Raw genomic sequence first — 23267 nt, 5'->3', positions numbered from 1 at the left:
TATGACAGGTTTTGAACGTGGCCGTCCGGCCGCGAAGCGGACGCTTTTGCCTATGCTTGCCGTTGTCCTGCTTTCGGGCTGCGTCGTCGGCCCGGACTATGAGAAGCCGCTTCTGGCGATGCCGGCAAGCTGGAGCGACCAGAAGACGGCTTCAATAGCCAGGCCGCCGCAACTGTCGCAATGGTGGCAGCGCCTACGCGATCCCCAGTTGAACACGCTTGTCGAAGAGGCGGTTGCCGGCAATCTGGACGTCGCCACCGCCAAGGCCAAGATTCGCCAGGCGCGCGCCAGCTACCGCCAGAGCGCCGGAGCCTTGTTCCCCACTGCCGACGGTTCCGGCTCGGCCACCCGCAGCAAGACCGCCGCAACCACGGAAGGCGGGAGCGCCGGCGATGCCTACAGCTATTACCAGGCCGGCTTCGACGCCAGCTGGGAGCTCGACTTGTTCGGCGCCAACCGCAGGGGCGTCGAAGCCGCGCGCTACGGCGTGGACGCTTCCGAGCAGGAGCTGCGCTCGACGCTGCTGACCCTGGTCGGCGACGTCGCCTCCTATTATGCGCAGGCCCGCGGCTTCCAGGCACGCATCCAGCTGGCACGCCGCACCGCCGCATCGCAGCAGCAGACCGCGACGCTGACCCGCACCATGCTTTTGGCCGGCACGGCGACGGCGGCCGACGTCGCCAAGGCCCAGGGACAGGCAAGCGCTACTGCGGCCGATGTTCCCTCGCTCGAGGCCAGTTACGCCCAAGCCGTACACCGGCTTTCCGTGCTGACCGGCCGCCCGCCGGCGGCGCTGAACGAGCGGCTCAAGCGCGGCGCGCCGATCCCGACGCCGCGCCTGCCGCTGCCGACCGGTATTCCGGCCGACATCCTGCTGACCCGGCCGGACGTGCGCATGGCCGAGCGGCAATATGCCCAATACACCGCCAAGGTCGGCCAGGCCGAGGCGGCCCGCTATCCCGCGGTCAGCCTGACCGGCAATATCGACACCTCGGCTTTCAGGGTCGGCGACCTCGGCAAGAATTCCACCATCGGCTGGTCGTTCGGACCGACGCTCAGCGTGCCGATCTTCAATGCCGGGCAGCTGAACGCGGCGGCCGACGTCGCCAGGGCCGAGCGCGATCAGTATTTCATAGCCTACAAGACGTCCGTGCTGTCGGCGCTCGAAGATGTCGAAAACGCCATCGTCGCGCTGCACCAGGAGCGCATCAGGAACAGCAAGCTCGCGGCTTCGGTGAAATCCTATGGCGAGGCGGCAAATCTCGAGCGCACGCTGTTCAAATCAGGAGAAGCCGGCCTTCTCGACGTGCTGGACGCCGAGCGCTCGCTCTATTCGGCCGAGGACGATCTGCTGCAAAGCCGCATCGCCATCGCCACCGACTATGTCGCGCTCAACAAGGCGCTCGGCGGTGGCTGGGACGGCACGATCGACAGCACCAAGCCCGAGATCGTCGACGCCAAGACCGGTCCACGGCTGGCGTCGTCGGTGCCCGCCACGCAGTGATGAGCGTGTCAGTGTGCTTCTGCTTAGAGCCGGGTGCGCGTCTGGCGCTGCCCCGGTGCGGCATCATTCGCCTTGAAATGCATCTCGTCCTGGACGGCGGCAAAAAACCGGCGGACATCGTTGGCGGCCGAAGCCGCGTCGCTGCCGGCGGCGATCGCCTTGTCGAGGAGTTCGCGCGCCGTGGCCTTCCAGAAGGAATTGGCCGTGTCGCCATGCAGCCTGCCCAGCCTGGCCGCCACCTCGCGCACCAGCATGGTTTGCCGGTCTAGCGGAAAGGCGCGCACATTTGCTGAGGACATATTCTGCACCATGACACTGACGCAACGAATCAGACGCTGCTCTATGGCGTCATGCCTAGCTGTGAAGTCGGAAACGGAACCTTAACGGCGCGGAGTCCGCGTTGATCCGAGCGAGTCGGGTGGTCAGCCTCCGGATCAAAAAGGCTCTAAATCCGCAGGCCCCTCGCCTCGCCGCCGCCGCGCTTGGCCGTGATCATCATGTCCCTGGCCAGCAGGCCGCTGACGCGGCAGAACGCCATGAACGCACGGCAGGCGTCCTCGGTCTTGACGACATCCACCGTGGCGCCAAAGCAAGCGTTGAACGCCGCCTCATAGACCTTGCCCTGTCGCTTCTTTGGCCACTCATGCAGGACATCCAGCGCCTGTTCGACGCTGTAAATCTCCTCTACCGGCAGCCCGCGCGCGGGCGCGATGCGCACCGGCACCTCGAATTGCAATCTGTCCATTTCCAAGTCTCCCGAACTGGTCTCGCCACAACGCCGTTCGTCGTCAAAAGTTGCTTTGACCCGATGTCGCGCAAGAATGTGTCGTCACTGCGGTCGCAGCATTCGGGCGTTTAAAGCGCGCACAGGCGCGCACTTTAACGCTTTGTTTTTAAGCAATTCCTGATGGAAACCGCTGCACTCGTTCCTGGGATTTGTTGCTATTGGTTGGCCGGATCGGTCTCGGCCTCATAGGCCATACGCACGGCTATGAAGAGCACATAGGCCGATGGCAGAGCAAAGATGGCGGCAAGAACCAGTGCGGCGGTTCCCGCCATGCCGAGCGTCTCGGCGATCGCCCAATAGGCCGTGCCGATGCAGATGAGCACCTGCACCGAGAGGAACAAAGCGGCCGAGACCGGCCGCGGGCGCCGCCCTCCGTTTAGCAGAAACGCCATCAAGCTCGAGCAGGTCGCCCAGATCGGCGTCATGACTGGTTTTGCGCGCTTGAACGCGATGGGACGGCAAGATCTCATGATATTTCCACCGGCCTAGCCGACCGAGCCCTAAAAGGGAGGTTCGTGCGGGCGGGACAAGGCATAAGACAGCGTCGCAATGCATGAATATCGCCAGCGCGAGTCCCTCGCCGGCAGTTCTTCCTTGAACCTTGCGGCTTCCAGTGCCAAATCTGGGAAGATTTTCGAACGGGCTGATATTCATCGCCCGCTTACAGACAAAACGGACACTATGGTCACCTATCTCGACGCCGCCACGGCACCCCTCAGAAACACCGGCCAGATCCGCCTCTACGGCGAGGAAGGCTTTGCGGGAATGCGCAAGGCCTGCGATCTCACCGCGCGCTGCCTCGACGAGCTGGTGCCTATGGTCCAGCCGGGCGTCACCACCGAGACAATCGACCGTTTCGTTTTCGAATACGGCATGGACCATGGCGCGCTGCCGGCGACACTCAATTATCGCGGCTACACCAAATCGTCCTGCACCTCGATCAACCATGTCGTCTGCCACGGCATTCCCGACAACAAGCCGTTGAAGGATGGCGACATCGTCAACATCGATGTCACCTACATACTCGATGGCTGGCACGGCGATTCCTCGCGCATGTATCCGGTCGGCACCATCAAGCGCGCCGCCGAGCGTCTGCTCGAAGTCACCCATGAATGCCTGATGCGCGGCATCGCGGCGGTCCGGCCAGGCGCCCGCACCGGCGCCATCGGCGCTGCCATCCAGACCTATGCCGAAGCCGAGCGCTGCTCGGTGGTGCGCGATTTCTGCGGCCACGGTGTCGGCCAGCTGTTTCATGACGCGCCCAACATCCTGCACTACGGCACGTCAAGCGAAGGCGTCGAGATGCGGCCGGGCATGATCTTTACCATCGAGCCGATGATCAATCTTGGCCGCCCGCATGTGAAAGTGCTGTCGGACGGCTGGACGGCGGTGACGCGCGACCGCTCGCTGTCGGCGCAGTACGAACACACGATCGGCGTCACCGAGACCGGCTGCGAGATCTTTACGCTGTCGCCAAACAAGCTCGACCGCCCCGGCCTGCCGGCCTAGCGATCCAAATACGCAAACGGGCCACGACACAGCGCCGGCCCGTTTTGTGTTTCTTGTTCTTGTGGCTAGCGACCTCAGCCGACAACAGCCGGGTGAAGCAGCTCTTCGAGGCCGATGTTGCGGTAGATTTCGCGGCGCATGCGGTCGGCAACGCCGTTGACTATTTCGGCGCCGTCCTGTGACGGGTCGACATGGACGCGGAACGGCCGCTTGCCGAACGGCATATCCACGACGCGAACGATCTCGCGCGCCACTTCCGACGGATCGGCATCGGCGGGCTCGAGGCCAGCCAGCCCCTTCAGCGCCCGATCGGCGATACCGGCATAGGGTCCGGCCTCATATTCGGCAACGCGCGCCGCATCGGACGGCTTGCCCGAATGCGCGAAATGATTGGTGCCCTTGGTGAAGGCGCCGGGAACCATGATGGTGGTTTCTATCCCCCACAGAGCGAGCTCGGTGGAGTAGGACACGGCCAGTGCATCCATCGCCGCCTTGGCGGCGAAATAAGGCGCCAGGAACGGCGGGGTGCCGCCGCGCGTCGAAGATGAGCCGACCCAGACCAGCAGGCCCTTGCCTTGCCCGCGCAGATGCGGAAGTGCCGCCCGATTGACCCGCTGCGCCCCCAGAACATTGACGTCATACTGCTGGATGAACTGGTCGGGTGTGAACGCCTCGGCGGGACCGAACACCATATGACCGGCATTGTGAACGATGACATCCAGCCGGCCCGCATCGGCGATGACGTGGGCGATACCGGCCTCGGCCGAGGCCTCCGATTGCACGTCAAGCTCAGCGGTGCGCAGATCGGCCTTGTGCTCAGTGGCCCACGCGGCGACGGCAGCGACCTGGGGCGCATTGCGCCCGGTGGTCTCGCGCATGGTGGCGTAGACCGTGTGGCCGGCTTCGGCCAGGGACCTGGCGGTCATCAGGCCGAAGCCCGAGGACGCGCCGGTGACGAGGATGACGAATTTGGACATGACGATGTTCCTTGATTGAGGTTGGGTGTGCGGGGCGGCTGGATCAGATGATCCCGCCATTGGCGCGCAAGGTCTGGCCGTTGATCCAGGCGCCGTCCGGCCCGGCGAGGAAGGCTACGGCGTCGGCGATATCCTTGGGCTGGCCGAGACGTTCGAGCGGGGCCAATTTGGCCAGGCGATCGACGAGGTCCTGCGGCTTGCCGTCGAGGAACAGCTTGGTGGCCGTTGGCCCCGGGGCGACGGCGTTGACGGTGATGTTGCGGCCGCGCAGTTCCTTGGCAAGCACGCTGGTCATCGCTTCCACGGCAGCCTTGGTGGCGGCATAGACGCCATAGGTCGGCTGCAGCAGGCCCACGACGCTGGACGAGAAATTCACGATCCGGCCGCCGTCGCGCAGCCGCTTCGCCGCCTCGCGCAATGTGTTGAAGGTGCCCTTGAGATTGACGGCGATCGTGCGGTCGAACAGCGCGTCGTCGCTGTCGGCGACGGTGGCGAGGTTCATGATGCCGGCATTGTTGATCAGCACGTCGATGCCGCCGAAAGCGGTTTCGACCGTGTCGAACATGCGGGTCACCGCGGCAGCGTCCGAAATGTCTGCCTTGGCCGTCACGGCCTTGCCTCCGGCCGCTTCGATCCTGGCGACGACCGCTTCTGCCGAGGCGGCGTTGCCGGCATAGTTCACCACGACGGTGAAGCCGTCCTTGGCGAGGCGCTCGGCAACAGCAGCGCCGATGCCGCCCGAGGCGCCGGTGACGAGGGCGATCTTGCTCTGATTGATCTGGTTGGTCATGGTCTGTCTCCTTGTTGAGTACCGTTGATCGGCTGCCAACAAGATGCGCCTTCCCGCCTAGCGGATAATCAGGCATAATCCGACATCATCATTCGAGATTTCGAACAATGGATCGCTTCGACGCCATGCGCGTCTTCATCCGTATCGTCGAACGGCGCAGCTTCACCAAGGCCGCCGACGACCTGGGCCTGCCCCGCTCATCCGTCACCGATGCGGTCAAGAGTTTGGAGGCACGGCTGGGCGTGCGGCTTTTGCAGCGCACGACCCGTCAGGTCAGCCCGACACTGGACGGCGAAGCCTATTATCAGCGCTGCGTCAGCCTGGTCGCCGATCTGGAAGACGCCGAGGGCGCCTTTGTCGGCGCCAAGCCATCAGGCCTGGTCCGCGTCGACATGCACGGCACCCAGGCGCGGTATTTCCTGCTGCCCGGCCTGCCCCGCTTTCGTGCGCTGTATCCGGACATCCGGCTGCATATCAGCGAGATGCACCAGCCGTTGGATATGATCCGTGAGGGGTTCGATTGTCTCCTGCGCGTTGGCGAACTGTCCGACAGTCCGCTGGTCAAGCGACGCCTGGCGACGCTGGAAAGGGGCACCTTCGCCAGCCCCGACTACCTCAGCCGCTTCGGCACGCCGCAGACGCCCGACGATCTTGCGGGCCACGAAATGGTCGGGCTGATGTCGCCCGAGGCAGCAGAAATCATTCCGCTCGTCTTCAGCATCGACGGCAAGCCCCGCCGGATCACCTTGCCTGCCAATGTGACTGTGACCGGCCCCGAGACCAATGTCGCTTCCGCATGCCTTGGTCTTGGGCTGATCCAGGTGCCACGCTACCGGGTCGTCTCGGAACTGGCCAGCGGCGCGCTGGTCGAGGTGCTCGCAGGCTTTCCGCCGACACCGTTACCGGTTCACGTCCTCTATTCGCCCACACGCCAATTGTCGCCGCGCCTGCGCGTGTTCATCGACTGGATGGCGCAACAGTTCCGCAATCGAACCTCGCGGGCCGAATGAAGCGCCGCCCCATCGCTCCGGGCGGATGCATGTCATGACAGCTGGGTCGCCGGTTCATTCGGCAGGTCGACGGTAACGATCAGTCCGTTGGGCTGGTTGTCTTGCAGTTCGATCCTGCCGCCATGTCCCTGGATAATGTCCGCGACGATCGAGAGGCCCAGGCCAAAGCCATGTTTCGAAGCAACGCCGCGCGAGGCATCTTCCTTGAAGAAGGGTTCGAAGACCTGGGTGCGCGCCGTCATCGGAATGCCCGGCCCGTCGTCACCAACCGCGATGCGTGCCGCTGAGCCGGTCTGCGTCAATGCGACCGTGACGTTGCCGGCGAATTTGACCCCATTGTCGCAGAGATTGGTGATCGCACGGGCCAGCGCATTGGGTTTACACCAGCCCAGAAGCCGGTCCGGCCCCGAATATGATACCGAGAACCCCACATCGGAGAATTCCGCGCAAACAGTCTGCAGCACGCTGGCAATATCGGCGCGCTGCAGCTTCTCTGTCGAGACGTCGTTGCGAAGATACGTCAAGGTCTCGCTGATCAGGTCTTCGATATGCTGAATGTCGGTCAGCATTGCCGTGCGAATGGAATTCTCGTCCATGCGCTCGGCGCGAAGCCGCAGCCGCGTCAAGGGCGTGCGCAAATCGTGGCTGACGCTACGCAACATGCGCGTGCGGTTCTCGATCATCGTCCGGATACGTGTTCTCATCCGGTTGAGAGCGCGCGTCAGGCCGATCATCTCGGTGGACCCGCGTTCGATGAAAAGCTCGTCGCCATTTTCGATCTCAGCCGAACCGACAGCCGTGGAGATGCGTTTCAGCGGGCCTGTGACGGTCCATACGGCAAAGAGCCAGATCAGCGTGGGCAAGGCAACGAAGGCCATGAATCTGTAGAACGAAGAACGGACGGTGCCTGATGTCAGAAAGGAATCGGGCATGCCGAAATGAGCCAGGACGCTCTGCTGGTCCAGGTCGACGACAAACGCGTATTGGCCGCCGATCCTCATCCAGCGCCCATCAATCGAAGCCTTTTCGATCCGCTGAAGCCAAGGGATGCTTTGCCATTCCAGGTAAGACGTTGGGATAGCGCGGATCTGTTCCCTGGGGAGCGTCTTGAAGTCAAAGCCAGCTCGCCGTGCCGCTGCCAGAATCACGCCGCGATCCTCCATCCGCGCCCCGCGCAGCAGGGTAGCGACAACATCAGTTTGTCTGGCGCTGTCTTCCACGGCTGGGAGGTCGAAATAATCTGTAAAACTCTCGACGGCGGAGCCGGTGGACAGGATCACGATCACCGCGACGACAATGATTGCCGCGAACTGCCCACGCACCGACTGCGGCAGGAAACGGCCGAGGAAATTCCTCATGCTTCCTCCACCGTCGCGGTGAAGATGTAACCTCCCAGCCGAACGGTCTGGAGCAGCACCGGATCGCGCGCATCCTTTTCGATCTTCTGGCGGATCCGGCTGACGTGGACGTCAACGCTCCGCTCGATCGGGCCGGCAAGCCCGGCATGCGTTACGCCGAGAAGCTCTTCGCGTGACAGAACACGGCCCGCATTGCGGCAAAATGCAAGCAGCAGGTCGAATTCATGCGTGGTGGTGGCAACCCTTGCATTGCTCGGGTCATGCAGTTGTCGGCGTATGGGATCGATGCGCCAGCCGTTGAAGCGAAGCACCCTCGATCGATCCCGCTCTTCAGGAGCATAGGCTGCGCGGCGCAGCAGGGCGCGTATCCGCGCGGTCAGTTCGCGCCCGCTGAACGGTTTCGTCACGTAATCGTCCGCACCGATCTCCAGCCCGAAGATACGGTCGATTTCTTCACCAAGCGCGGTCAGTATCAGGATCGGGATGTTCGTTTCGGCACGAAGGCGGCGGCAGATGTTGAGGCCGCTTTCACCCGGCAGCATGACATCGAGCACGATGAGGTCGAATTTCTGAGCGCGAAGCGCCGCGTTCATCCGCGCACCGTTGCCGACGATTTCCACGATCATGCCGTGTTCGGCAAGCGTGTCGCCCAGCATGCGTGCAATCTCGAAATCGTCTTCGACGATAAGTATGCGCGGGCCCTGCCTTGCCGATTGAGCGTTCAGATCGTCTTGCTGCCTTTGCCAGGCCAGCTCGGATTTTGTCATAGCCTGCATTGGCGCCTGCCTGGTGTCAGAACCGGTATCCGACCAGAAGCATCCCCGAGGGCTGAACCTTGTCGACGACGATCGGGCTGTCGGCGGCGTCACCCAGGAGAATGCCGACCCCCGCTTCGCCACGCACCATCCAGTTCGCATCGAGCATATATGTGGCGGAAATCGAAAAATCGGCGCGCTTCAACCCGGCCCCGGCATCATAACGCGCCAGCCCCGAGCGAGCTGACTGTTCCGGCGTGACGCCAAAATAAGCCTGCATGTAATTTTCATCGACAAAGACCGCGGATGCGCTGGCGCCGACGATCAGTGATTCAGTCAGAGGCCGGCTAAGCTCGATCCCGACCTCGCCCTGCAAACCGTCACTGCCGCCGATGGTCTTGTCAACTTGGGCGAAGATTTCAGCCGGGCCGAACTTCACGGCCGCCTTCACGCCGACTTTCGCGCCCATGTCGATATCGCCCAGGCCGCGAAGGCGATCGGCATCGTCCTCCTTGCGGCCCATTTCATAGCCAAGTCGCGCGCTGAATTCGAACGGCCCTTGTTCATAGACGGCGATGCTGGCGCCTGACGGATTGATCGTCACGATGTCGAGGAATGTCGCGGTGACGAAAGGCACCGGCATGACCTTGAACTCGTCGCTGCCCTCATATTTGGGGACGATGATGGCGCCGCCGCCAAGGACGACGTGCCAATCGGCCAGTTTCCGCTCGAAGCGCCCAAATCGGGAAACGTCGGGCGGCGGGATGAAATCGTCGGAATTCACGGCAATGGCATCGGCTGCCATGCCCGAATGCGTTGAAAACAGGATTGCCATCGCCGCGACAGATGCCCTGCCGGCAAATATTCCAGTCTCGATTTTAGCGAACATGCGTGCTCCAGGCATAAAAGGCGAAAGCCCCCGATGCTGTCAGCATTTCAGGTGAAGGTGGCTGCATGCATTAAGTGGTGTTAAGTTTTGTTGCGCAATCGTGGCTGCATCTTGCCGCCTCCACTATCTGCGCGACCAACTGTTTCAATCCACGCCAGAAAAGCTCTAATGTCTGCGTCGAAGGGATGTGGGCTGCATATGGCGAACAACGGCAATGACGATGAACGGGGGTTCTTCTCCGAGCGGTGGATTGAACCGCCGGCGAAACACAAGGCGCCAAAAGACAAATCGGATGAGAAGCCACACTATCACGGCCATCGCGATCGCTTGCGCGAGCGCTTCGTTGCCGGCGGTCCCGACGCCCTGCCCGACTACGAGCTTCTCGAACTGCTGCTGTTTCGCCTGATCCCGCGTGTCGACACCAAGCCGATCGCCAAGGCCCTTTTGGCGCGCTTCGGCACATTCGGCGAAGTGCTCGGCGCGCCGGTGGCGCTGCTACAGGAGGTGAAGGGCATTGGCCCCGCCGTGGCCGTCGACCTGAAGGTGATTGCCGCAGCAGCGCAACGCATGGCGCGCACGGAAGTCCGCGACCGCGAGGTGCTGTCCAACTGGACGCAGCTTCTTGCCTATTGCCGCTCGGCCATGGCGTTCGAGAACCGCGAACAGTTCCGCATCCTCTTCCTCGACAAGAAGAACGTGCTGATCGCCGACGAGGTGCAGCAGGTCGGTACCGTCGACCACACGCCGGTCTATCCGCGCGAAGTGATCAAGCGCGCGCTGGAACTGTCGGCCAGCGCCGTCATCCTGGTGCACAACCACCCCTCGGGCGACCCGACGCCGTCGCGCGCCGACATCGAGATGACCAAGCAGATTATCGACAGCGCCAAGCCGCTCGGCATCGCCGTCCACGATCACATCATCATCGGCAAGAAGGGCAATGCCTCGATGAAGGGCCTGCTGCTGATCTAAGCCAGGCAAGCCGCAGTCCACTTGCTTTCTGCGGGTCGCGGCACCGCAGAAAGATCAAATTCGGCTGTATTTCGAAGCAAAAACTTGCCAGCCACCTTCCAACTTGAATTTTCCGCCTATCTGGGTTTCATAAGTCGGCAAATAACCTAGGGAGGAATTCAACATGATAAAAAGGGCGATTCTCGGCGCCGGTATCCTTGCGGCCGGCATGTGGGGCGCGTCGTCATCGGCGTCCGCCGAAAGCCTGACCATGTATTGCGGCGTCGACGAGGTCTGGTGTCAACAGACGGCGCGGGCCTTCGAGGAAAAGACCGGCATCACCGTCGACATGACCCGCAAGAGCGCTGGCGAAATCTATGCCCAGCTGCGCGCCGAGGCGGCCAATCCCAAGGGCGACATCTGGTGGGGCGGCACCGGTGATCCACACCTGCAGGCGGCCGAGGAAGGTCTGACCGAGGAGTACAAATCGCCCCTGCTCGACCAGTTGCAGCCCTGGGCGATCAAGCAGGCTGAAACATCCGGCCACCGCACGGTCGGCATCTACTCCGGGGCGCTGGGCTTCGGCTACAACAAGGATCTGCTCGCCAAGAACAATCTGCCCGAGCCGAAATGCTGGGCCGATCTGACCAAGCCGGAGTACAAGGGGCATATCCAGGTCGCCAACCCGAATTCCTCAGGTACAGCTTACAACATGCTGGCGACCATCGTTCAGCTGTTCGGCGAGGACAAAGGTTTCGAGTACCTGAAAGCCCTGCACAAGAACGTCAACCAATACACCAAGTCGGGCTCGGCGCCGATCAAGGCCGCCGGGCTTGGCGAGACCACGATCGGCATCGTCTTCATCCACGACGCCGTGTCGCAGGTCGTCGCCGGATTCCCGATCGTTCCGGTCACCCCTTGCGAGGGAACCGGCTACGAGATTGGCTCGGAATCGATCATCAAGGGCGCCCGCAACATGGAGGCCGCGAAAAAATTCTACGACTGGGCGCTCGAGGCCGATGTCCAGTCCACGGCGCAGGATGCGGGGTCGTTCCAGGTTCCGTCGAACAAGGCGGCAAAAACCTCCGACAAGGCGCCGGACCTCGCTGCCATCAAGCTGATCGACTACGACTTCAAGAAGTATGGATCGAGCGAAGAGCGCAAGCGCCTTCTGAAAAAATGGGACGAAGAGGTCGCGTCGCTGCCGCAATAGCAGATGCGCTTTCGCCAAACCCGCGGGCCGCTCGAACCGATCGTCGTCCTCTGGATGGCGATCGGCTGGGTGGGCTTTGCCTTGCTGCCCTGGTACGGCATCGAAGACGGGTTCTTCGGTTTTTCCTGGCTGTTCGACGGCTACCCGTTCGATAGCAAATTCGCTCCAGCGCTGGTTCTGGCCCTCAAGGGCGAAAAACTGTGGCTGGCGCCGCTCGGCTTCCTGCTGGCGGCGCCGCTGCTGCTGCTGTGGGGTCGCAACAAATCCGATCCGTTTTTCGGTCGGCTGCTGGTCATTGTCGGCGCTGCCGGTTTTGGCTGGCTTTTGTTCCAGGGCTTCGCCATCGGGTTGCACGGCTGGCAGTTCAGCTGGCTGACCAGCCTGTTCGGCGATCTTGGCGACCGCCAATTCGGCATGGGCTACGGCGCCCTTCTGGTTAGTGGCGCCTTTCTGTTTCTGCTCACCCTTGGCATTGCCGCGCGCGGTGCCGTCGGTGGCGACGTATTCGTCGTCAGCTCGATCGGCTTCGTCGTCGCGGTGGTTTCCATCTTCATCTTCATGCCGATCCTGATGATGCTGGCCAACGCCATGCAGACCGACGACGGTAGCTATTCGCTTGTCGCGTTCCTGGCCAAGCTGCTCAGTTCGCGCTTGTGGAGCCTGGACTGTCTCGCCGGTGGCAGCCGCTGCGGTGTTGCCTGGAACTCGCTGCTGCTCGCCGTGCTCGTCGGCCTGCTGACCATGTTTCTGGGGTTGGTGTTCGCGCTTGTCGTGACACGCACGGGTTTCCGCTATGGCAAGCTGCTGCGTGCGCTGACTGTGTTGCCGATCATCACCCCGGCCTTCGTCATCGGCCTTGCCATCATCCTGTTGTTCGGCCTGTCGGGCGCGGTGACCCAGAGCGTCGCAGGTGTCTTCGGCATCCAGCCGACACGCTGGGTCTATGGCCTTCCCGGCCTGCTTATCGCCCAGGTTCTCGCTTTCACCCCGATCGCCTTCCTGGTTCTGATCGGCGTTGTCGAAGGCGTCAGCCCGTCCATGGAAGAGGCCTCGCAGACGCTCCGCGCCAGCCGCTGGCAGACCTTCTGGACCGTATCCCTGCCGCTGATGCGGCCAGGCCTCGCCAACGCCTTCCTGCTCGGCTTCATCGAAAGCATGGCCGATTTCGGCAATCCGCTGGTGCTGAGCGGCAACTATGACGTCCTGTCGACGGAAATCTTCTTCGCCATTGTCGGCGCGCAGAACGATGCCGCACTTGCTGCGATCCTGGCGCTGGTGCTGCTGGGCTTCACGCTTGGGGCCTTCTATGCGCAGCGTTTCTGGATCGGCAGGCGTTCCTATACCACCGTCACCGGCAAGGGCGACGCCGGCGTCCATCCGCGCCTGCCGGACGGGCTGACACGTGTACTCTATGTCATCGCCAGCCTGTGGACGGCGTTCACCGTGCTGGTCTACGCGGTGATCTTCTACGGCAGCTTTGTCAGGCTGTGGGGGGTCGATCAGAGCCTGACGCTGCAGCACTACAAGAAAGCGTTCGCCGTCAGCTGGAATGAATTCGGCATCCATTGGTCGGGGTCGGCGTGGAGTTCGTTCTGGACGACGATGGAGATCGCGCTGATATCGGCGCCGCTGACCGCCGGCATCGGGCTTCTGACCGCCTATCTCCTCGTGCGCCAGAATTTCCGCGGCAAGAATGCCTTCGAATTCGCCACCATGCTGTCTTTCGCGATTCCGGGAACCGTCATCGGCGTTAGCTACATCATAGCCTTCAACGTGCCGCCGATCGAACTGACCGGCACCGGCATCATCCTCGTGCTGTCGTTCATCTTCCGCAACATGCCGGTCGGCGTGCGCGCCGGCGTCGCCTCGATGTCGCAGATCGACCGCAGCCTGGATGAATCCTCGCTGACGCTTGGCGCCAACTCCTGGCAGACCTTCAGACGCGTCATCCTGCCCTTGCTGAGATCGGCGATGCTGGCGGCGCTTGTCTATTCCTTCGTGCGCGCCATGACCGCGATCAGCGCCGTCATCTTCCTGGTCAGTGCGCGTTACGATCTTTCGACCAGCTACATCGTCGGGCGCGTCGAGAACAATGAATACGGCATCGCCATCGCCTATTCGACGGTGCTGATCGTCGTCATGCTGGTGGTTATCGGCCTGATGCAACTGGCCGTCGGCAGCCGCAATATCGGCCGGCGCGGCATCCACAAGGGCGACGGCGGCTGGAGCGTGCGCACCAATGTCAGCCTGCCGGGAACGGCAAGTGGCCCGACAACAATAGCAGGAGCCGGGTGATGGCCGAAATTCGCGGCAACGCTGCCTCGGTGACCTTCGAAAATGTCACCAAGACTTATCCAGGCGCCAACACGCCGGCGGTCGACGACATTTCGCTTGCGATCGAGGCCGGCAAGCTGGTGACGCTTCTGGGACCTTCCGGCTGCGGCAAGACGACGACGCTGCGCATGATCGCCGGCTTGGAGATGCCGTCCAGCGGCCGTATCCTCATCGGCGGCAACGATGTAACGCGCTTGCCGGCCACCGACCGCGACGTGTCCATGGTGTTCCAGTCCTACGCGTTGTTCCCGCATATGACGGTGATGGAAAATGTCTCCTACGGCCTGCGCTTCTCCGGCCACGACAAGAAGGAGGCCGCGTCCCGCGCCCGCGCCGGGCTGGAGTTGGTCGGCCTGACCGATTTCGGGGCGCGCCTGCCCAGCGAACTGTCGGGTGGTCAGCAGCAGCGCGTGGCGGTGGCGCGCGCACTGGTGCTCGAACCGCAAGTGCTGCTGTTCGACGAGCCGCTCTCCAACCTAGATGCCAAGCTGCGCCGGCACGTGCGTGAGGAAATCAGGGAGATCCAGACCAAGCTCGGGTTGACTGTGGTCTACGTCACGCACGACCAGGAAGAGGCGCTTGCGGTTTCGGACCGCATCATCGTCATGAACAAGGCGGTGGTCGCGCAGGACGGTACGCCGCGCGAACTATACGACGCGCCAGCCAACGCGTTCGTTGCCGACTTCATCGGTGAAGCCAACATCCTGGATTGCGAGGTGGTCGCGGTGCAAGGGGACGAAGCTACCGTCCGGCTAGGCACGCTTGCCTTGAAACTGCCGGCGCGTGGCCACCAAGCCGGCCCTGCGAAGCTGGCCGTCCGTCCAAACCGCATCGAGATCGGTCCTGCCGGCGCGCCGCAGACGATCGCAGGCACGCTCGCAAAGGTCACCTATGCCGGCAGCCATCTCGAACTGGTCGCTGCCACGGCGCTTGGCGACGTGTTCGTGTTGTCGCGAAACGTCGATGCGCCGTTTCAGGCGGGCGACGCCGTCGGAATCGGCTTTCCGGAGCGCGGACCGGTCCTGATCAAAGCTTGAAGGGTTCGACGCAGAGGTCGCGAATCTGGGCGAACACACCGTTGCCGGCGCTGATAACCAGCGTGCCTTTTTCCAAAACGGTCCTCGGGTCCGGCTTGACGATTGTGCCGCCGGCTTCTTCCACCAAAAGCATCCCGGCCAGGCAATCCCAGGCGTTCATGTGCTCCTCGACATAGCCCAGCAACCTGCCGGCAGCGACATAGGCGAGCATGAGCGCACCCGAAGCGTTGCGGAAAAACACGCCGCCTTCGGCAATCAGCGAGCGGATGAGCGTAACGATATTTTGCATCTCGGCACGGTTGGAGAAGCCGGTGCCGACCGAACCTTCGGTCAGGTTGGTGGCGGCACTTGCCCTGACCGGCTTGCCGTTGAGAAACGCGCCACCGCCCTTGCGGCAATGGAAGGTCTCCCCGGTCGAGGGCTCGTGGATGACGCCGACGACGGTATCGCCATCCTTGGCGCAGGCGATGACCACGCACCAGGCCGGAATGCCGCGCACGAAATTCGCAGTGCCGTCGATCGGATCGATTACCCAGACATGCCCGGTCGACCCGGTGACCGAGGCATGTTCCTCGCCGACGATGCCGTCGCCCGGGTAGGCAGCTTTCATCGCCGCGCGGATGAACAGCTCGACCTCGCGGTCGGCCTGCGAAACCATATCCTGATGGCCCTTGCTCTCGATGGTGAGATTGTCGAGATCGCGAAAATACTTCAGGCCGAGCTCGCCGGCGCGCTGCGCGAGATCGATGGCGAAATGTTCACGCGCTTTGTTATCGGATGTCATGAGGTTCCTGGCACGGCGAATGCGGTCTGAAGCTAGAGATGAATTAGGCGGAGGAGCTTAGCGTTCAAGGCGAGGATGTAAATGACGCGGCGCCTGTTTGTCGGGCCACGGGGTCATAAGGCGCCTCGCCAGGCAGGTCACGCGGCGAGGCCGCCACCATGCCGCCCCAGATTCGGCCAATCGCGCTAACTGAGCGATCCGGCCGCTTGCGAGATGAGCCCTGCGATCACGTCGGGGTGAGAGATCAGCGACAAATGGCTTGCCTTCACCTCGATGGTCTTTGCATTCATGCGCTTTGCCATGAAGCGTTCGAGATCCGGATTGATCGTGCGATCCTCGGTCGAGACCGCATACCAGCTTGGCTTCGAGCGCCAGGCCGCTTGCGTTGTCTTTCCAGTGAAAAGCCTGTCAGAGATCGGCCCCTGGACTGCGACGGCGGACGTTTTGCCGTGGGCACCATCAAGGCGCGAGATCTGGGTCCGTTGTGGCCTCAGCCTTGCCGTTGTGGCGCATTTCCGACGGGGTCATCAGGAACCGGCGCTTGAACCGCCGGTTGAAGTGCGAAAGATCACCGAAGCCCGCCTCGAACGCGAGTTCGGTGACCGACCAACTCGCGTAGCGCGGACTGGTCAGCATGGTGCGGGCCGCGTCGAGCCGCCGTTCAAGGGCAAAATCGGAGAAGGTTGTGCCGGCGGCCTCGAACAGCATCTGGACATAGCGCGGCGAAATCCCGTGGCGCGCCGCGAGCTTGTCGATGTGGATCGCGGCATCCTTGACAAGGTCGGCCTTGATCGCCTGCAGCCTCGCGGCCCGCAAGCCCCGTTGACCGGCAATCTCACGTCCGTCCTCGGTCGCTCCGATCGCCAGAGCGATAAGGTCGTAGACGTGGGTTGCACATAGCCGGGCGAGCCGAGGGTCGGCAAAGCGGTCGGGCAGGCCCACGACATAGCTCCGCAGCAACGATAGCGCTTCCGTCGTGGCCGGTATGCGCCGCGCGGCGGCAGCCTCGACGTCGGCCAGCCCGGCCAGCGCGGTGAAGGGCACGCGCACGGAAAGATAGGTAGCGTCAACGAAATGGAGCTCGACCGGTTCGCGATAGACGAGGAGTACACCGTCCCCGATCTCGGGCACGCCTTCGCGCTGCCCCTGAGCCAGGGCTATGTGACCACTGGTCTTCATCATCAGGCAGATGGTGTCCTCGCCGTCCGCGAGCATCGGCACCGGGCGGGTGAGGCGCGCCGTCAGCGGCGACAGCATGGTTGCCCGACGTAGGCCCGGTGCGACGTGCATCTGCATCTCAACCGCACGGCCGGGCTCGGTGTCGATGTTGAGGCGGACCGCCCGGTCGAACAGCTCGCGCAGCGCCGGAAGGCGCTTGCCCGGGGCAAGCTCGCGCGTCGAGAAATGCAAGGAGGCAAAGTCGGTGCCGTTCATCCCAGGCTACTCCCGCGCGGCCTTCCGCGGCCCAAGGATATTAGACTGGGTGAATATACCGTCAATGGCCACGGGATCGTCAGTTCGTCCACGGCATAGGAGGACTTCGCGGGAGTCCGAGACGCTCTGCCCAGTCGTCGCCGATAATGGCACTGTCAAATCAGGGAGGCGATAAATGCCCGAACTCAGGTACACCCTTGCGCTTTGCGCCGCGCTGTCATGCTTTGCCTGGACGGGCCTGCTCGGGGCCCAGGAAAAGCCGGCGGCCGCGACCGACCAGCAACCAATCAAGCGTACGCCGTTGCAGCGCTTCGACGTGCCCGGCACTGCGTACGAGACGGTTATCGGCATTGCCGAAATAGCACCTAACGTTTCGGTCGGACGCCACACACATCCGGGACCGGAGTCGGGATACATTATCGAGGGCGGCTTCGAGCTGCTGATCGACGGCGAGCCGCCGCGCCATCTCGCGGCCGGCCAATCCTATAAGGTGCCGCCGGCCAAGGTCCACGACGCCAGGACCGGTCCCGCTGGCGCCAAGGTGATCGCGACCTACGTCGTGGAGAAGGGAAAGCCGATCGCTTCCCCGATCGAGTGAGCGGGCCGTGGCTTTTAACGTGGCTGGGTGCGGGGAACGGCATCGACGGCCTTCAGTATCGGCACTCATTCGGACTAGGGCAGCCAGTATCCACCTCCCGCATAGCACCGGTACTACAGCTTTGCGCAGGCGCGGCCCTCATCGTTCTCGGACAGAAGGGCGCGGCCGACAATGTCGCGCCGTCGAAACTGGGCTTGATCGGCCTGGCGCTGCTGGCCGGCGCCGTGCTGCCGGTGCAAGGCGCGGTGAACGCTTTGCTTCGGGGCGATCTTGGCGGCGCGCCGTTTGCTGTCGGCACCATTTCGTTCCTGGTGGCGATGCTGGCCATGGCCGCGGTGCTTCTGGCTACCCTGGCCCTGAGCAAGGCGCCTCGCCCCCGCCTCGCAGGCCTGTCGTCGATGCCCTGGTGGGGTTGGCTCGGTGGGTTCGCCGGCGCCACCTATGTCACGACCGTGTTCACTGCCATCCCTGTCATTGGCGCAGCGGCTGCCGTCAGCCTGACGGTGGCCGGCCAGCAGGTCGCCAGCATTTTCGTCGACACATTCGGCTTGTTCCGGCTGCCGCAGCGGCTGGTGTCAGGCATGCGGCTCGCCGGCGTCGTGCTGCTGTTGGCCGGTTGCATTGTCATCAAGGCGCTTTGATCCCGTGCCGAGCCCCGGCCGCCGCCGCAAAAGCGATTTTTCGCCCCTTCCACAGCCGGCTCTAGAATTTCCGTCGCAAATCACGCATGATGCACTTTGGTATTTCCAGCGATGGCTTCACGCCCCTGGAATATCGGGAGGAACGGGACATGCCCATCGTGGTTGTACTCGTTTTGATCGTCTTGGGCTCGGTGTTGTTCCACTTCCTGAGCCCATGGTGGTGGACTCCGATTGCCTCGAACTGGGACTATATCGACAACACCATCATCATCACCTTTTGGATCACCGGCGTCGTCTTCGCCGCCGTGGTGCTGTTCATGGCCTATTGCGTTTTCCGCTTCCGTCATCGCGAGGGGAGCCGGGCTGCCTACGAACCTGAGAACAGGCGGCTCGAATGGTGGTTGACGATCGTCACCGGCGTGGGTGTTACCGCCATGCTGGTCCCCGGGCTGTTCGTCTGGAGCCGGTTCGTCAACGTTCCAAGCGACGCAACCGTGGTCGAAGTCGTTGGCCAGCAATGGCAGTGGAGTTTCCGCTTGCCCGGCAAGGACGGCAAGCTCGGCACATCCGACACCCGCGACGTCACCGCCGAAAACCCGCTGGGCGTGATCGCCAAGGATCCCAACGGCCAGGATGATGTCGTGGTCGAAGCGGCCGACCTGCATCTGCCGGTCGGCAAGCCGGTCAAGATGCTGCTGCGCTCGATCGATGTGCTGCATGATTTCTATGTGCCGGAATTCCGCGCCAAGATGGACATGATCCCGGGCTCGGTCACTTACTTCTGGTTCACCCCGACCAAGACCGGAACCTTCCAGGTTCTGTGCGCCGAACTGTGCGGCCAGGGGCATCCGATGATGCATGGCATCGTCATGGTCGACACCCAGGAAGACTATGTGGCCTGGCTCGACCAGCAGCAGACGTTCGCGCAATTATCGGCGCCCCAGCAGACGGGCTCGGCGGAACAGGCGCCGGGCAATGCCACGGTGTCAGCTTTGAAAGTTGCGGCAAAACTCGAAACTGTCGGGTCCCGCTGAAGGGCACGGAGGTGCTCCCATGGTCGATGTCACGCCTGCAGATGCCGTCCCGCCCGCCGAAGTGGCGGAAATGGAACTCTACCATCCGCACAGCTGGTGGACGAAGTATGTCTTCTCGCAGGACGCCAAGGTCATCGCGATCCAGTATTCGGGGACCGCAACGGCTATCGGCCTGGTCGCCCTGGTCTTGTCATGGCTGATGCGCCTGCAACTCGGCTTCCCCGGCACGTTCGACTTCATCACCCCGGAAGCATACTACCAGTTCATCACCATGCACGGCATGATCATGGTGATCTACCTGCTCACGGCGCTCTTCCTCGGCGGCTTCGGCAACTATCTGATCCCGCTGATGGTCGGCGCCCGCGACATGGTCTTCCCCTATGTCAACATGCTGAGCTACTGGATTTACCTGCTTGCAGTGCTGGTTCTGGTGTCGAGCTTCTTTGCGCCTGGCGGACCCACCGGTGCCGGCTGGACGCTCTATCCGCCGCAAGCCATCATGACCGGCACGCCTGGCGGCCAGGAATGGGGCATCATTCTGATGCTCGTCTCGCTGATCCTGTTCATCATCGGCTTCACCATGGGCGGCCTGAACTACGTCGTGACGGTGCTGCAGGCCCGCACGCGCGGCATGACAATGATGCGCCTGCCGTTGACCGTGTGGGGCATCTTCACCGCGACTGTCATGGCGTTGCTGGCCTTCCCGGCGCTGTTCGTCGCCTGCGTAATGATGTTGCTTGACCGCGCGCTCGGCACCTCCTTCTTCATGCCCGCAGTCGTCGAGATGGGCGAACAGCTGCAGCACAATGGCGGCAGCCCGATCCTGTTCCAGCATCTGTTCTGGTTCTTCGGCCACCCCGAAGTCTACATCGTAGCGCTTCCAGCCTTCGGCATCGTTTCCGATCTGATCAGCACGCATGCGCGCAAGAACATTTTTGGCTACCGCATGATGGTCTGGGCCATCGTTGGCATCGGCGCGCTGAGCTTCGTGGTCTGGGCGCACCACATGTATGTCAGCGGCATGCACCCCTATTTCGGCTTCTTCTTCGCCACCACGACATTGATCATCGCCATCCCGACCGCAATTAAGGTCTACAATTGGGTGCTGACGCTATGGCGCGGCGACATCCATCTCACCATACCGATGCTGTTTGCCATGGCTTTCATCGTCACCTTCGTCAATGGCGGGTTGACCGGATTGTTTCTCGGCAACGTCGTCGTCGACGTCCCGCTGTCGGACACGATGTTCGTGGTCGCTCACTTCCATATGGTCATGGGAGTTGCCCCCATCCTCGTTATCTTCGGCGCGATCTACCACTGGTACCCGAAGGTCACCGGCCGGATGCTCAACGAGACGCTCGGCCGCTTCCATTTCTGGGTCACCTTCCTCGGCGCCTACCTGATCTTCTTTCCCATGCACTATATCGGCCTGATGGGCGTGCCGCGGCGCTATGCCGAGATGACCGATGTGACGGTGATGACGGAATCGGCTCACCACCTGAACTCGTTCATCAGCATCATGGCGTTCATCGTCGGCTTTGCCCAGATCGTGTTCCTGTTCAATCTGATCTGGAGCATCCGCCATGGCCGCGAGGCCGGTGGCAATCCATGGCGCGCCACCACACTCGAATGGCAGACGCCGCAGACACCACCGGCGCATGGCAATTTCGGCAAGGAGCTGCCGATCGTCTATCGCTGGGCCTATGACTACAGCGTGCCAGGCGCCAAGGAGGATTTCATTCCGCAAAACATGCCGGGCACCTTCGGCCCCTCCAGGGAGCCGGCATGAGCGTCATTCTGGTCTTCCTGCTCGTGATCGCCGGCTTTGCCGGCTGGTGGCTCTCGCATCAGCGGCTGATGACCAAGCCATGGCTCGAGCAAGGTGTGGCGGAAGATTTCGTCCCCTTCGACCGGTCTGGCCTGCCGACCGCCAAGATCGGTCTCGGCGTCTTCCTCGCCGTCGTCGGTTGCCTGTTTGCGCTGTTCACCAGCGCCTATTTCATGCGTATGGCGCTGTCGGACTGGCAGCCGCTACCCATGCCACGCCTGCTCTGGCTCAACACCGGCATGCTGGTCCTGAGCAGCATCGCGCTGCAATGCGCCTCGGTCGCGGCGCGCAAGCGCCAGATGGACACGGTCAGGCTCGGCCTTGCCGCAGCTGGGCTCACCGCGATCGCCTTCCTCGTCGGGCAGCTCATGGCATGGCGGGACCTGACCGCCGATGGTTATTTTCTGGCCTCCAATCCGGCCAACAGCTTTTTCTACCTGATAACCGGGATGCACGGCCTGCACATAGTGGGAGGGCTGGTGGGCCTGGGCAGAACAACCGCCGGCGCCTGGAACGGAGCACGGCCGGAACGGCTTCGCCTCAGCGTCGAATTGTGCGCCATGTACTGGCATTTCCTGCTTTTCGTCTGGCTCGCCATCTTCGCTCTTTTGGCCGGCTGGGCCGCGACGTTCATCGATATTTGCCGGCAGTTGCTGACCTAGGAGGTCGAGGAGCATGGCAGAAACGACGCTGACGCATACCGGCCAAACGGAGTCGCGGCCCGCAGGCTGGCAAGGCATTGCCGCCGACTGGTCCTCGGATCAGCGCGCGTTCAAGAACGTGTCCTGGGGCAAGGCCATGATGTGGATCTTCCTGCTCAGCGACACCTTCATCTTCGGCTGCTTCCTGCTCTCCTACATGACCGCGCGCGCCTCCACGCGCGTGCCGTGGCCCAACCCGAGCGAGGTCTTTGCGCTTCGTATCGGCGGTTCGGACATTCCACTGATCCTGATCGCCATTATGACCTTCGTGCTGATCTCGAGCAGCGGAACGATGGCCATGGCGGTCAATTTCGGCTATCGCCGCGACCGCCGCAAAACGGCAATCCTCATGCTTTTGACGGCAGCGCTGGGAGCCACCTTCGTCGGCATGCAAGCCTTCGAATGGACCAAGCTGATCACCGAAGGGGTACGGCCCTGGGGCAATCCGTGGGGCGCGGCGCAGTTCGGTTCGACTTTCTTCATGATCACCGGCTTCCACGGCACGCATGTGACGATCGGGGTGATCTTCCTCATCATCGTGGCGCGGAAGGTCTGGCGTGGAGACTACGACGTCGGACGTCCCGGCTTCTTCACCAGCCGCCGGGGTCGCTACGAGAACGTCGAAATCATGGGGCTCTACTGGCATTTCGTCGATCTGGTCTGGGTGTTCATTTTCGCATTCTTCTATCTTTGGTGAGAGGCTGACATGGCTGAAGCAACCGCAAACGGCCTGGGGCAACACGCACTTCACGCTGGTCATGCGCATGACGCGCCAGCGACTGGCGTCGCCCAGGCGGAGGTTCATCAGGAACACCCGATCAAGCTCTATCTGGTGGTCTGGGCATGGCTATTCATCCTCAGCACCTGTTCCTATCTGGTCGATTATTTCGGCCTCCACGGCTATCTCAGATGGTCGCTGATCCTCATCTTCATGATCCTCAAGGCGGGGTTGATTGTCGCCGTGTTCATGCACATGGCCTGGGAGCGGCTGGCACTGACCTATGCGATCATCCTGCCGCCGGTTCTGATACTGGTGTTCGTGGCGATGATGCTCTTCGAAGCGGATTACACACTTTTCACCCGGATGGTGTTTTTCGGGCCGGGGCCCTGACGCGCAATCCGGATTTGAGGCTTCG

24 protein-coding genes and 1 pseudogene are annotated in these 23267 nt (G+C 62.6%); 14 read left to right on the top strand and 11 right to left on the bottom strand.

What is annotated here, in order from left to right; all coding sequences use genetic code 11:
* Nucleotide 1 precedes the first annotated feature (1 nt).
* Nucleotides 2–1504 carry an efflux transporter outer membrane subunit gene (locus AC04SG_RS16390; protein WP_488551879.1) on the top strand — a complete coding sequence of 501 codons (1503 nt, stop codon included), beginning with the start codon at nt 2–4 and terminating at the stop codon, nt 1502–1504.
* 23 nt (nt 1505–1527) lie between these two features.
* Here AC04SG_RS16390 and AC04SG_RS16385 read toward each other — a convergent pair whose 3' ends face one another.
* From AC04SG_RS16385 to AC04SG_RS16375, 3 genes are all read right to left on the bottom strand, one after another.
* Nucleotides 1528–1803, bottom strand: a complete 276-nt coding sequence (locus tag AC04SG_RS16385) for a DUF6074 family protein (protein ID WP_112564854.1) — start codon at nt 1801–1803, stop codon at nt 1528–1530.
* A gap of 146 nt (nt 1804–1949) precedes the next feature.
* Nucleotides 1950–2249 carry a DUF982 domain-containing protein gene (locus AC04SG_RS16380; protein WP_488551878.1) on the bottom strand — a complete coding sequence of 100 codons (300 nt, stop codon included), beginning with the start codon at nt 2247–2249 and terminating at the stop codon, nt 1950–1952.
* A gap of 197 nt (nt 2250–2446) precedes the next feature.
* Nucleotides 2447–2716 carry a hypothetical protein gene (locus AC04SG_RS16375; protein ID WP_488551877.1) on the bottom strand — a complete coding sequence of 90 codons (270 nt, stop codon included), beginning with the start codon at nt 2714–2716 and terminating at the stop codon, nt 2447–2449.
* 256 nt (nt 2717–2972) lie between these two features.
* Here AC04SG_RS16375 and map point away from each other — a divergent pair, with 256 nt between their 5' ends.
* Nucleotides 2973–3800, top strand: a complete 828-nt coding sequence (gene map / locus AC04SG_RS16370; protein ID WP_192257239.1) for a type I methionyl aminopeptidase — start codon at nt 2973–2975, stop codon at nt 3798–3800.
* A gap of 74 nt (nt 3801–3874) precedes the next feature.
* On the opposite strand, the gene AC04SG_RS16365 is transcribed toward map, so the two are convergent.
* Together AC04SG_RS16365 and AC04SG_RS16360 are read right to left on the bottom strand one after the other, a co-directional pair.
* Nucleotides 3875–4777 (bottom strand): SDR family oxidoreductase, encoded by a 903-nt coding sequence (locus tag AC04SG_RS16365; protein ID WP_488551876.1) that lies wholly within the window; start codon nt 4775–4777, stop codon nt 3875–3877.
* Between the two features lie 43 nt (nt 4778–4820).
* On the bottom strand, nt 4821–5567 hold the full coding sequence (locus AC04SG_RS16360) for an SDR family oxidoreductase (RefSeq protein WP_488551875.1): 747 nt from the start codon (nt 5565–5567) through the stop codon (nt 4821–4823).
* A 107-nt stretch (nt 5568–5674) separates the two neighbouring features.
* On the opposite strand from AC04SG_RS16360, the gene AC04SG_RS16355 reads away from it, so the two are divergent.
* Nucleotides 5675–6577, top strand: coding sequence for a LysR family transcriptional regulator (locus AC04SG_RS16355; RefSeq protein ID WP_488551874.1), 903 nt, complete (start codon nt 5675–5677; stop codon nt 6575–6577).
* A gap of 32 nt (nt 6578–6609) precedes the next feature.
* Here the strand turns inward: AC04SG_RS16355 and AC04SG_RS16350 are convergent, their stop codons facing one another.
* Genes AC04SG_RS16350 through AC04SG_RS16340 form a run of 3 tightly spaced genes read right to left on the bottom strand, consistent with a single transcriptional unit; the run spans nt 6610 to nt 9579 of the window.
* The gene (locus AC04SG_RS16350; protein WP_488551873.1) at nt 6610–7935 is read right to left on the bottom strand and encodes a sensor histidine kinase; all 1326 of its coding nucleotides are present in this window, start codon (nt 7933–7935) and stop codon (nt 6610–6612) included.
* Nucleotides 7932–8702, bottom strand: a complete 771-nt coding sequence (locus AC04SG_RS16345; RefSeq protein WP_488551934.1) for a response regulator — start codon at nt 8700–8702, stop codon at nt 7932–7934. The genes AC04SG_RS16350 and AC04SG_RS16345 overlap by 4 nt, the downstream gene beginning before the upstream one ends.
* A 25-nt stretch (nt 8703–8727) precedes the next feature.
* Entirely contained in the window at nt 8728–9579 is an 852-nt protein-coding gene (locus AC04SG_RS16340; RefSeq protein ID WP_488551872.1) for a MipA/OmpV family protein, read from the bottom strand.
* A 198-nt stretch (nt 9580–9777) separates the two neighbouring features.
* On the opposite strand from AC04SG_RS16340, the gene radC reads away from it, so the two are divergent.
* The 4 genes from radC (at nt 9778) to AC04SG_RS16320 (ending at nt 15111) form a co-directional block, all read left to right on the top strand.
* Nucleotides 9778–10548: a RadC family protein gene (gene radC, locus AC04SG_RS16335; RefSeq protein ID WP_488551871.1), complete on the top strand. Its 771-nt coding sequence runs from the start codon at nt 9778–9780 to the stop codon at nt 10546–10548.
* Between the two features lie 163 nt (nt 10549–10711).
* Entirely contained in the window at nt 10712–11740 is a 1029-nt protein-coding gene (locus AC04SG_RS16330; RefSeq protein WP_352557493.1) for an ABC transporter substrate-binding protein, read from the top strand.
* Between the two features lie 3 nt (nt 11741–11743).
* On the top strand, nt 11744–14035 hold the full coding sequence (locus AC04SG_RS16325) for an ABC transporter permease (RefSeq protein ID WP_488551870.1): 2292 nt from the start codon (nt 11744–11746) through the stop codon (nt 14033–14035).
* On the top strand, nt 14035–15111 hold the full coding sequence (locus tag AC04SG_RS16320; RefSeq protein ID WP_488551869.1) for an ABC transporter ATP-binding protein: 1077 nt from the start codon (nt 14035–14037) through the stop codon (nt 15109–15111). Before AC04SG_RS16325 ends, AC04SG_RS16320 begins: the two co-directional genes overlap by 1 nt.
* On the opposite strand, the gene AC04SG_RS16315 is transcribed toward AC04SG_RS16320, so the two are convergent.
* The 3 genes and pseudogenes from AC04SG_RS16315 to AC04SG_RS16305 form a co-directional block, all read right to left on the bottom strand.
* Nucleotides 15101–15895 carry an inositol monophosphatase family protein gene (locus tag AC04SG_RS16315; RefSeq protein WP_488551868.1) on the bottom strand — a complete coding sequence of 265 codons (795 nt, stop codon included), beginning with the start codon at nt 15893–15895 and terminating at the stop codon, nt 15101–15103. The two genes, AC04SG_RS16320 and AC04SG_RS16315, sit on opposite strands and share 11 nt — an antisense overlap.
* A 185-nt stretch (nt 15896–16080) precedes the next feature.
* Nucleotides 16081–16326, bottom strand: a pseudogene (locus AC04SG_RS16310) (alpha/beta hydrolase); the annotation flags it as partial.
* A gap of 28 nt (nt 16327–16354) precedes the next feature.
* Nucleotides 16355–17329 (bottom strand): helix-turn-helix transcriptional regulator, encoded by a 975-nt coding sequence (locus tag AC04SG_RS16305; protein WP_488551867.1) that lies wholly within the window; start codon nt 17327–17329, stop codon nt 16355–16357.
* A 175-nt stretch (nt 17330–17504) separates the two neighbouring features.
* On the opposite strand from AC04SG_RS16305, the gene AC04SG_RS16300 reads away from it, so the two are divergent.
* The 7 genes from AC04SG_RS16300 (at nt 17505) to AC04SG_RS16270 (ending at nt 23242) form a co-directional block, all read left to right on the top strand.
* Nucleotides 17505–17927, top strand: coding sequence for a cupin domain-containing protein (locus AC04SG_RS16300; protein ID WP_488551866.1), 423 nt, complete (start codon nt 17505–17507; stop codon nt 17925–17927).
* A 194-nt stretch (nt 17928–18121) separates the two neighbouring features.
* A complete protein-coding gene (locus AC04SG_RS16295) occupies nt 18122–18568 on the top strand; it encodes a DMT family transporter (RefSeq protein WP_488551865.1) in 447 nt (148 codons plus the stop codon).
* Between the two features lie 149 nt (nt 18569–18717).
* Nucleotides 18718–19602 (top strand): cytochrome c oxidase subunit II, encoded by an 885-nt coding sequence (locus AC04SG_RS16290; RefSeq protein ID WP_192257249.1) that lies wholly within the window; start codon nt 18718–18720, stop codon nt 19600–19602.
* A gap of 19 nt (nt 19603–19621) precedes the next feature.
* Nucleotides 19622–21391: a cytochrome c oxidase subunit I gene (gene ctaD, locus AC04SG_RS16285; RefSeq protein WP_192257251.1), complete on the top strand. Its 1770-nt coding sequence runs from the start codon at nt 19622–19624 to the stop codon at nt 21389–21391.
* Nucleotides 21388–22092 (top strand): cytochrome c oxidase subunit 3, encoded by a 705-nt coding sequence (locus AC04SG_RS16280; RefSeq protein WP_352588670.1) that lies wholly within the window; start codon nt 21388–21390, stop codon nt 22090–22092. Before ctaD ends, AC04SG_RS16280 begins: the two co-directional genes overlap by 4 nt.
* 13 nt (nt 22093–22105) lie before the next feature.
* Nucleotides 22106–22828, top strand: a complete 723-nt coding sequence (locus tag AC04SG_RS16275; RefSeq protein WP_112564734.1) for a heme-copper oxidase subunit III family protein — start codon at nt 22106–22108, stop codon at nt 22826–22828.
* 9 nt (nt 22829–22837) lie between these two features.
* Nucleotides 22838–23242 (top strand): cytochrome C oxidase subunit IV family protein, encoded by a 405-nt coding sequence (locus AC04SG_RS16270; protein ID WP_192257254.1) that lies wholly within the window; start codon nt 22838–22840, stop codon nt 23240–23242.
* Nucleotides 23243–23267: the final 25 nt, after the last annotated feature.

It is taken from the genome of Mesorhizobium sp. CNPSo 4684 (assembly GCF_057784315.1).
This window is presented reverse-complemented; position numbering and strand designations above follow the sequence as displayed.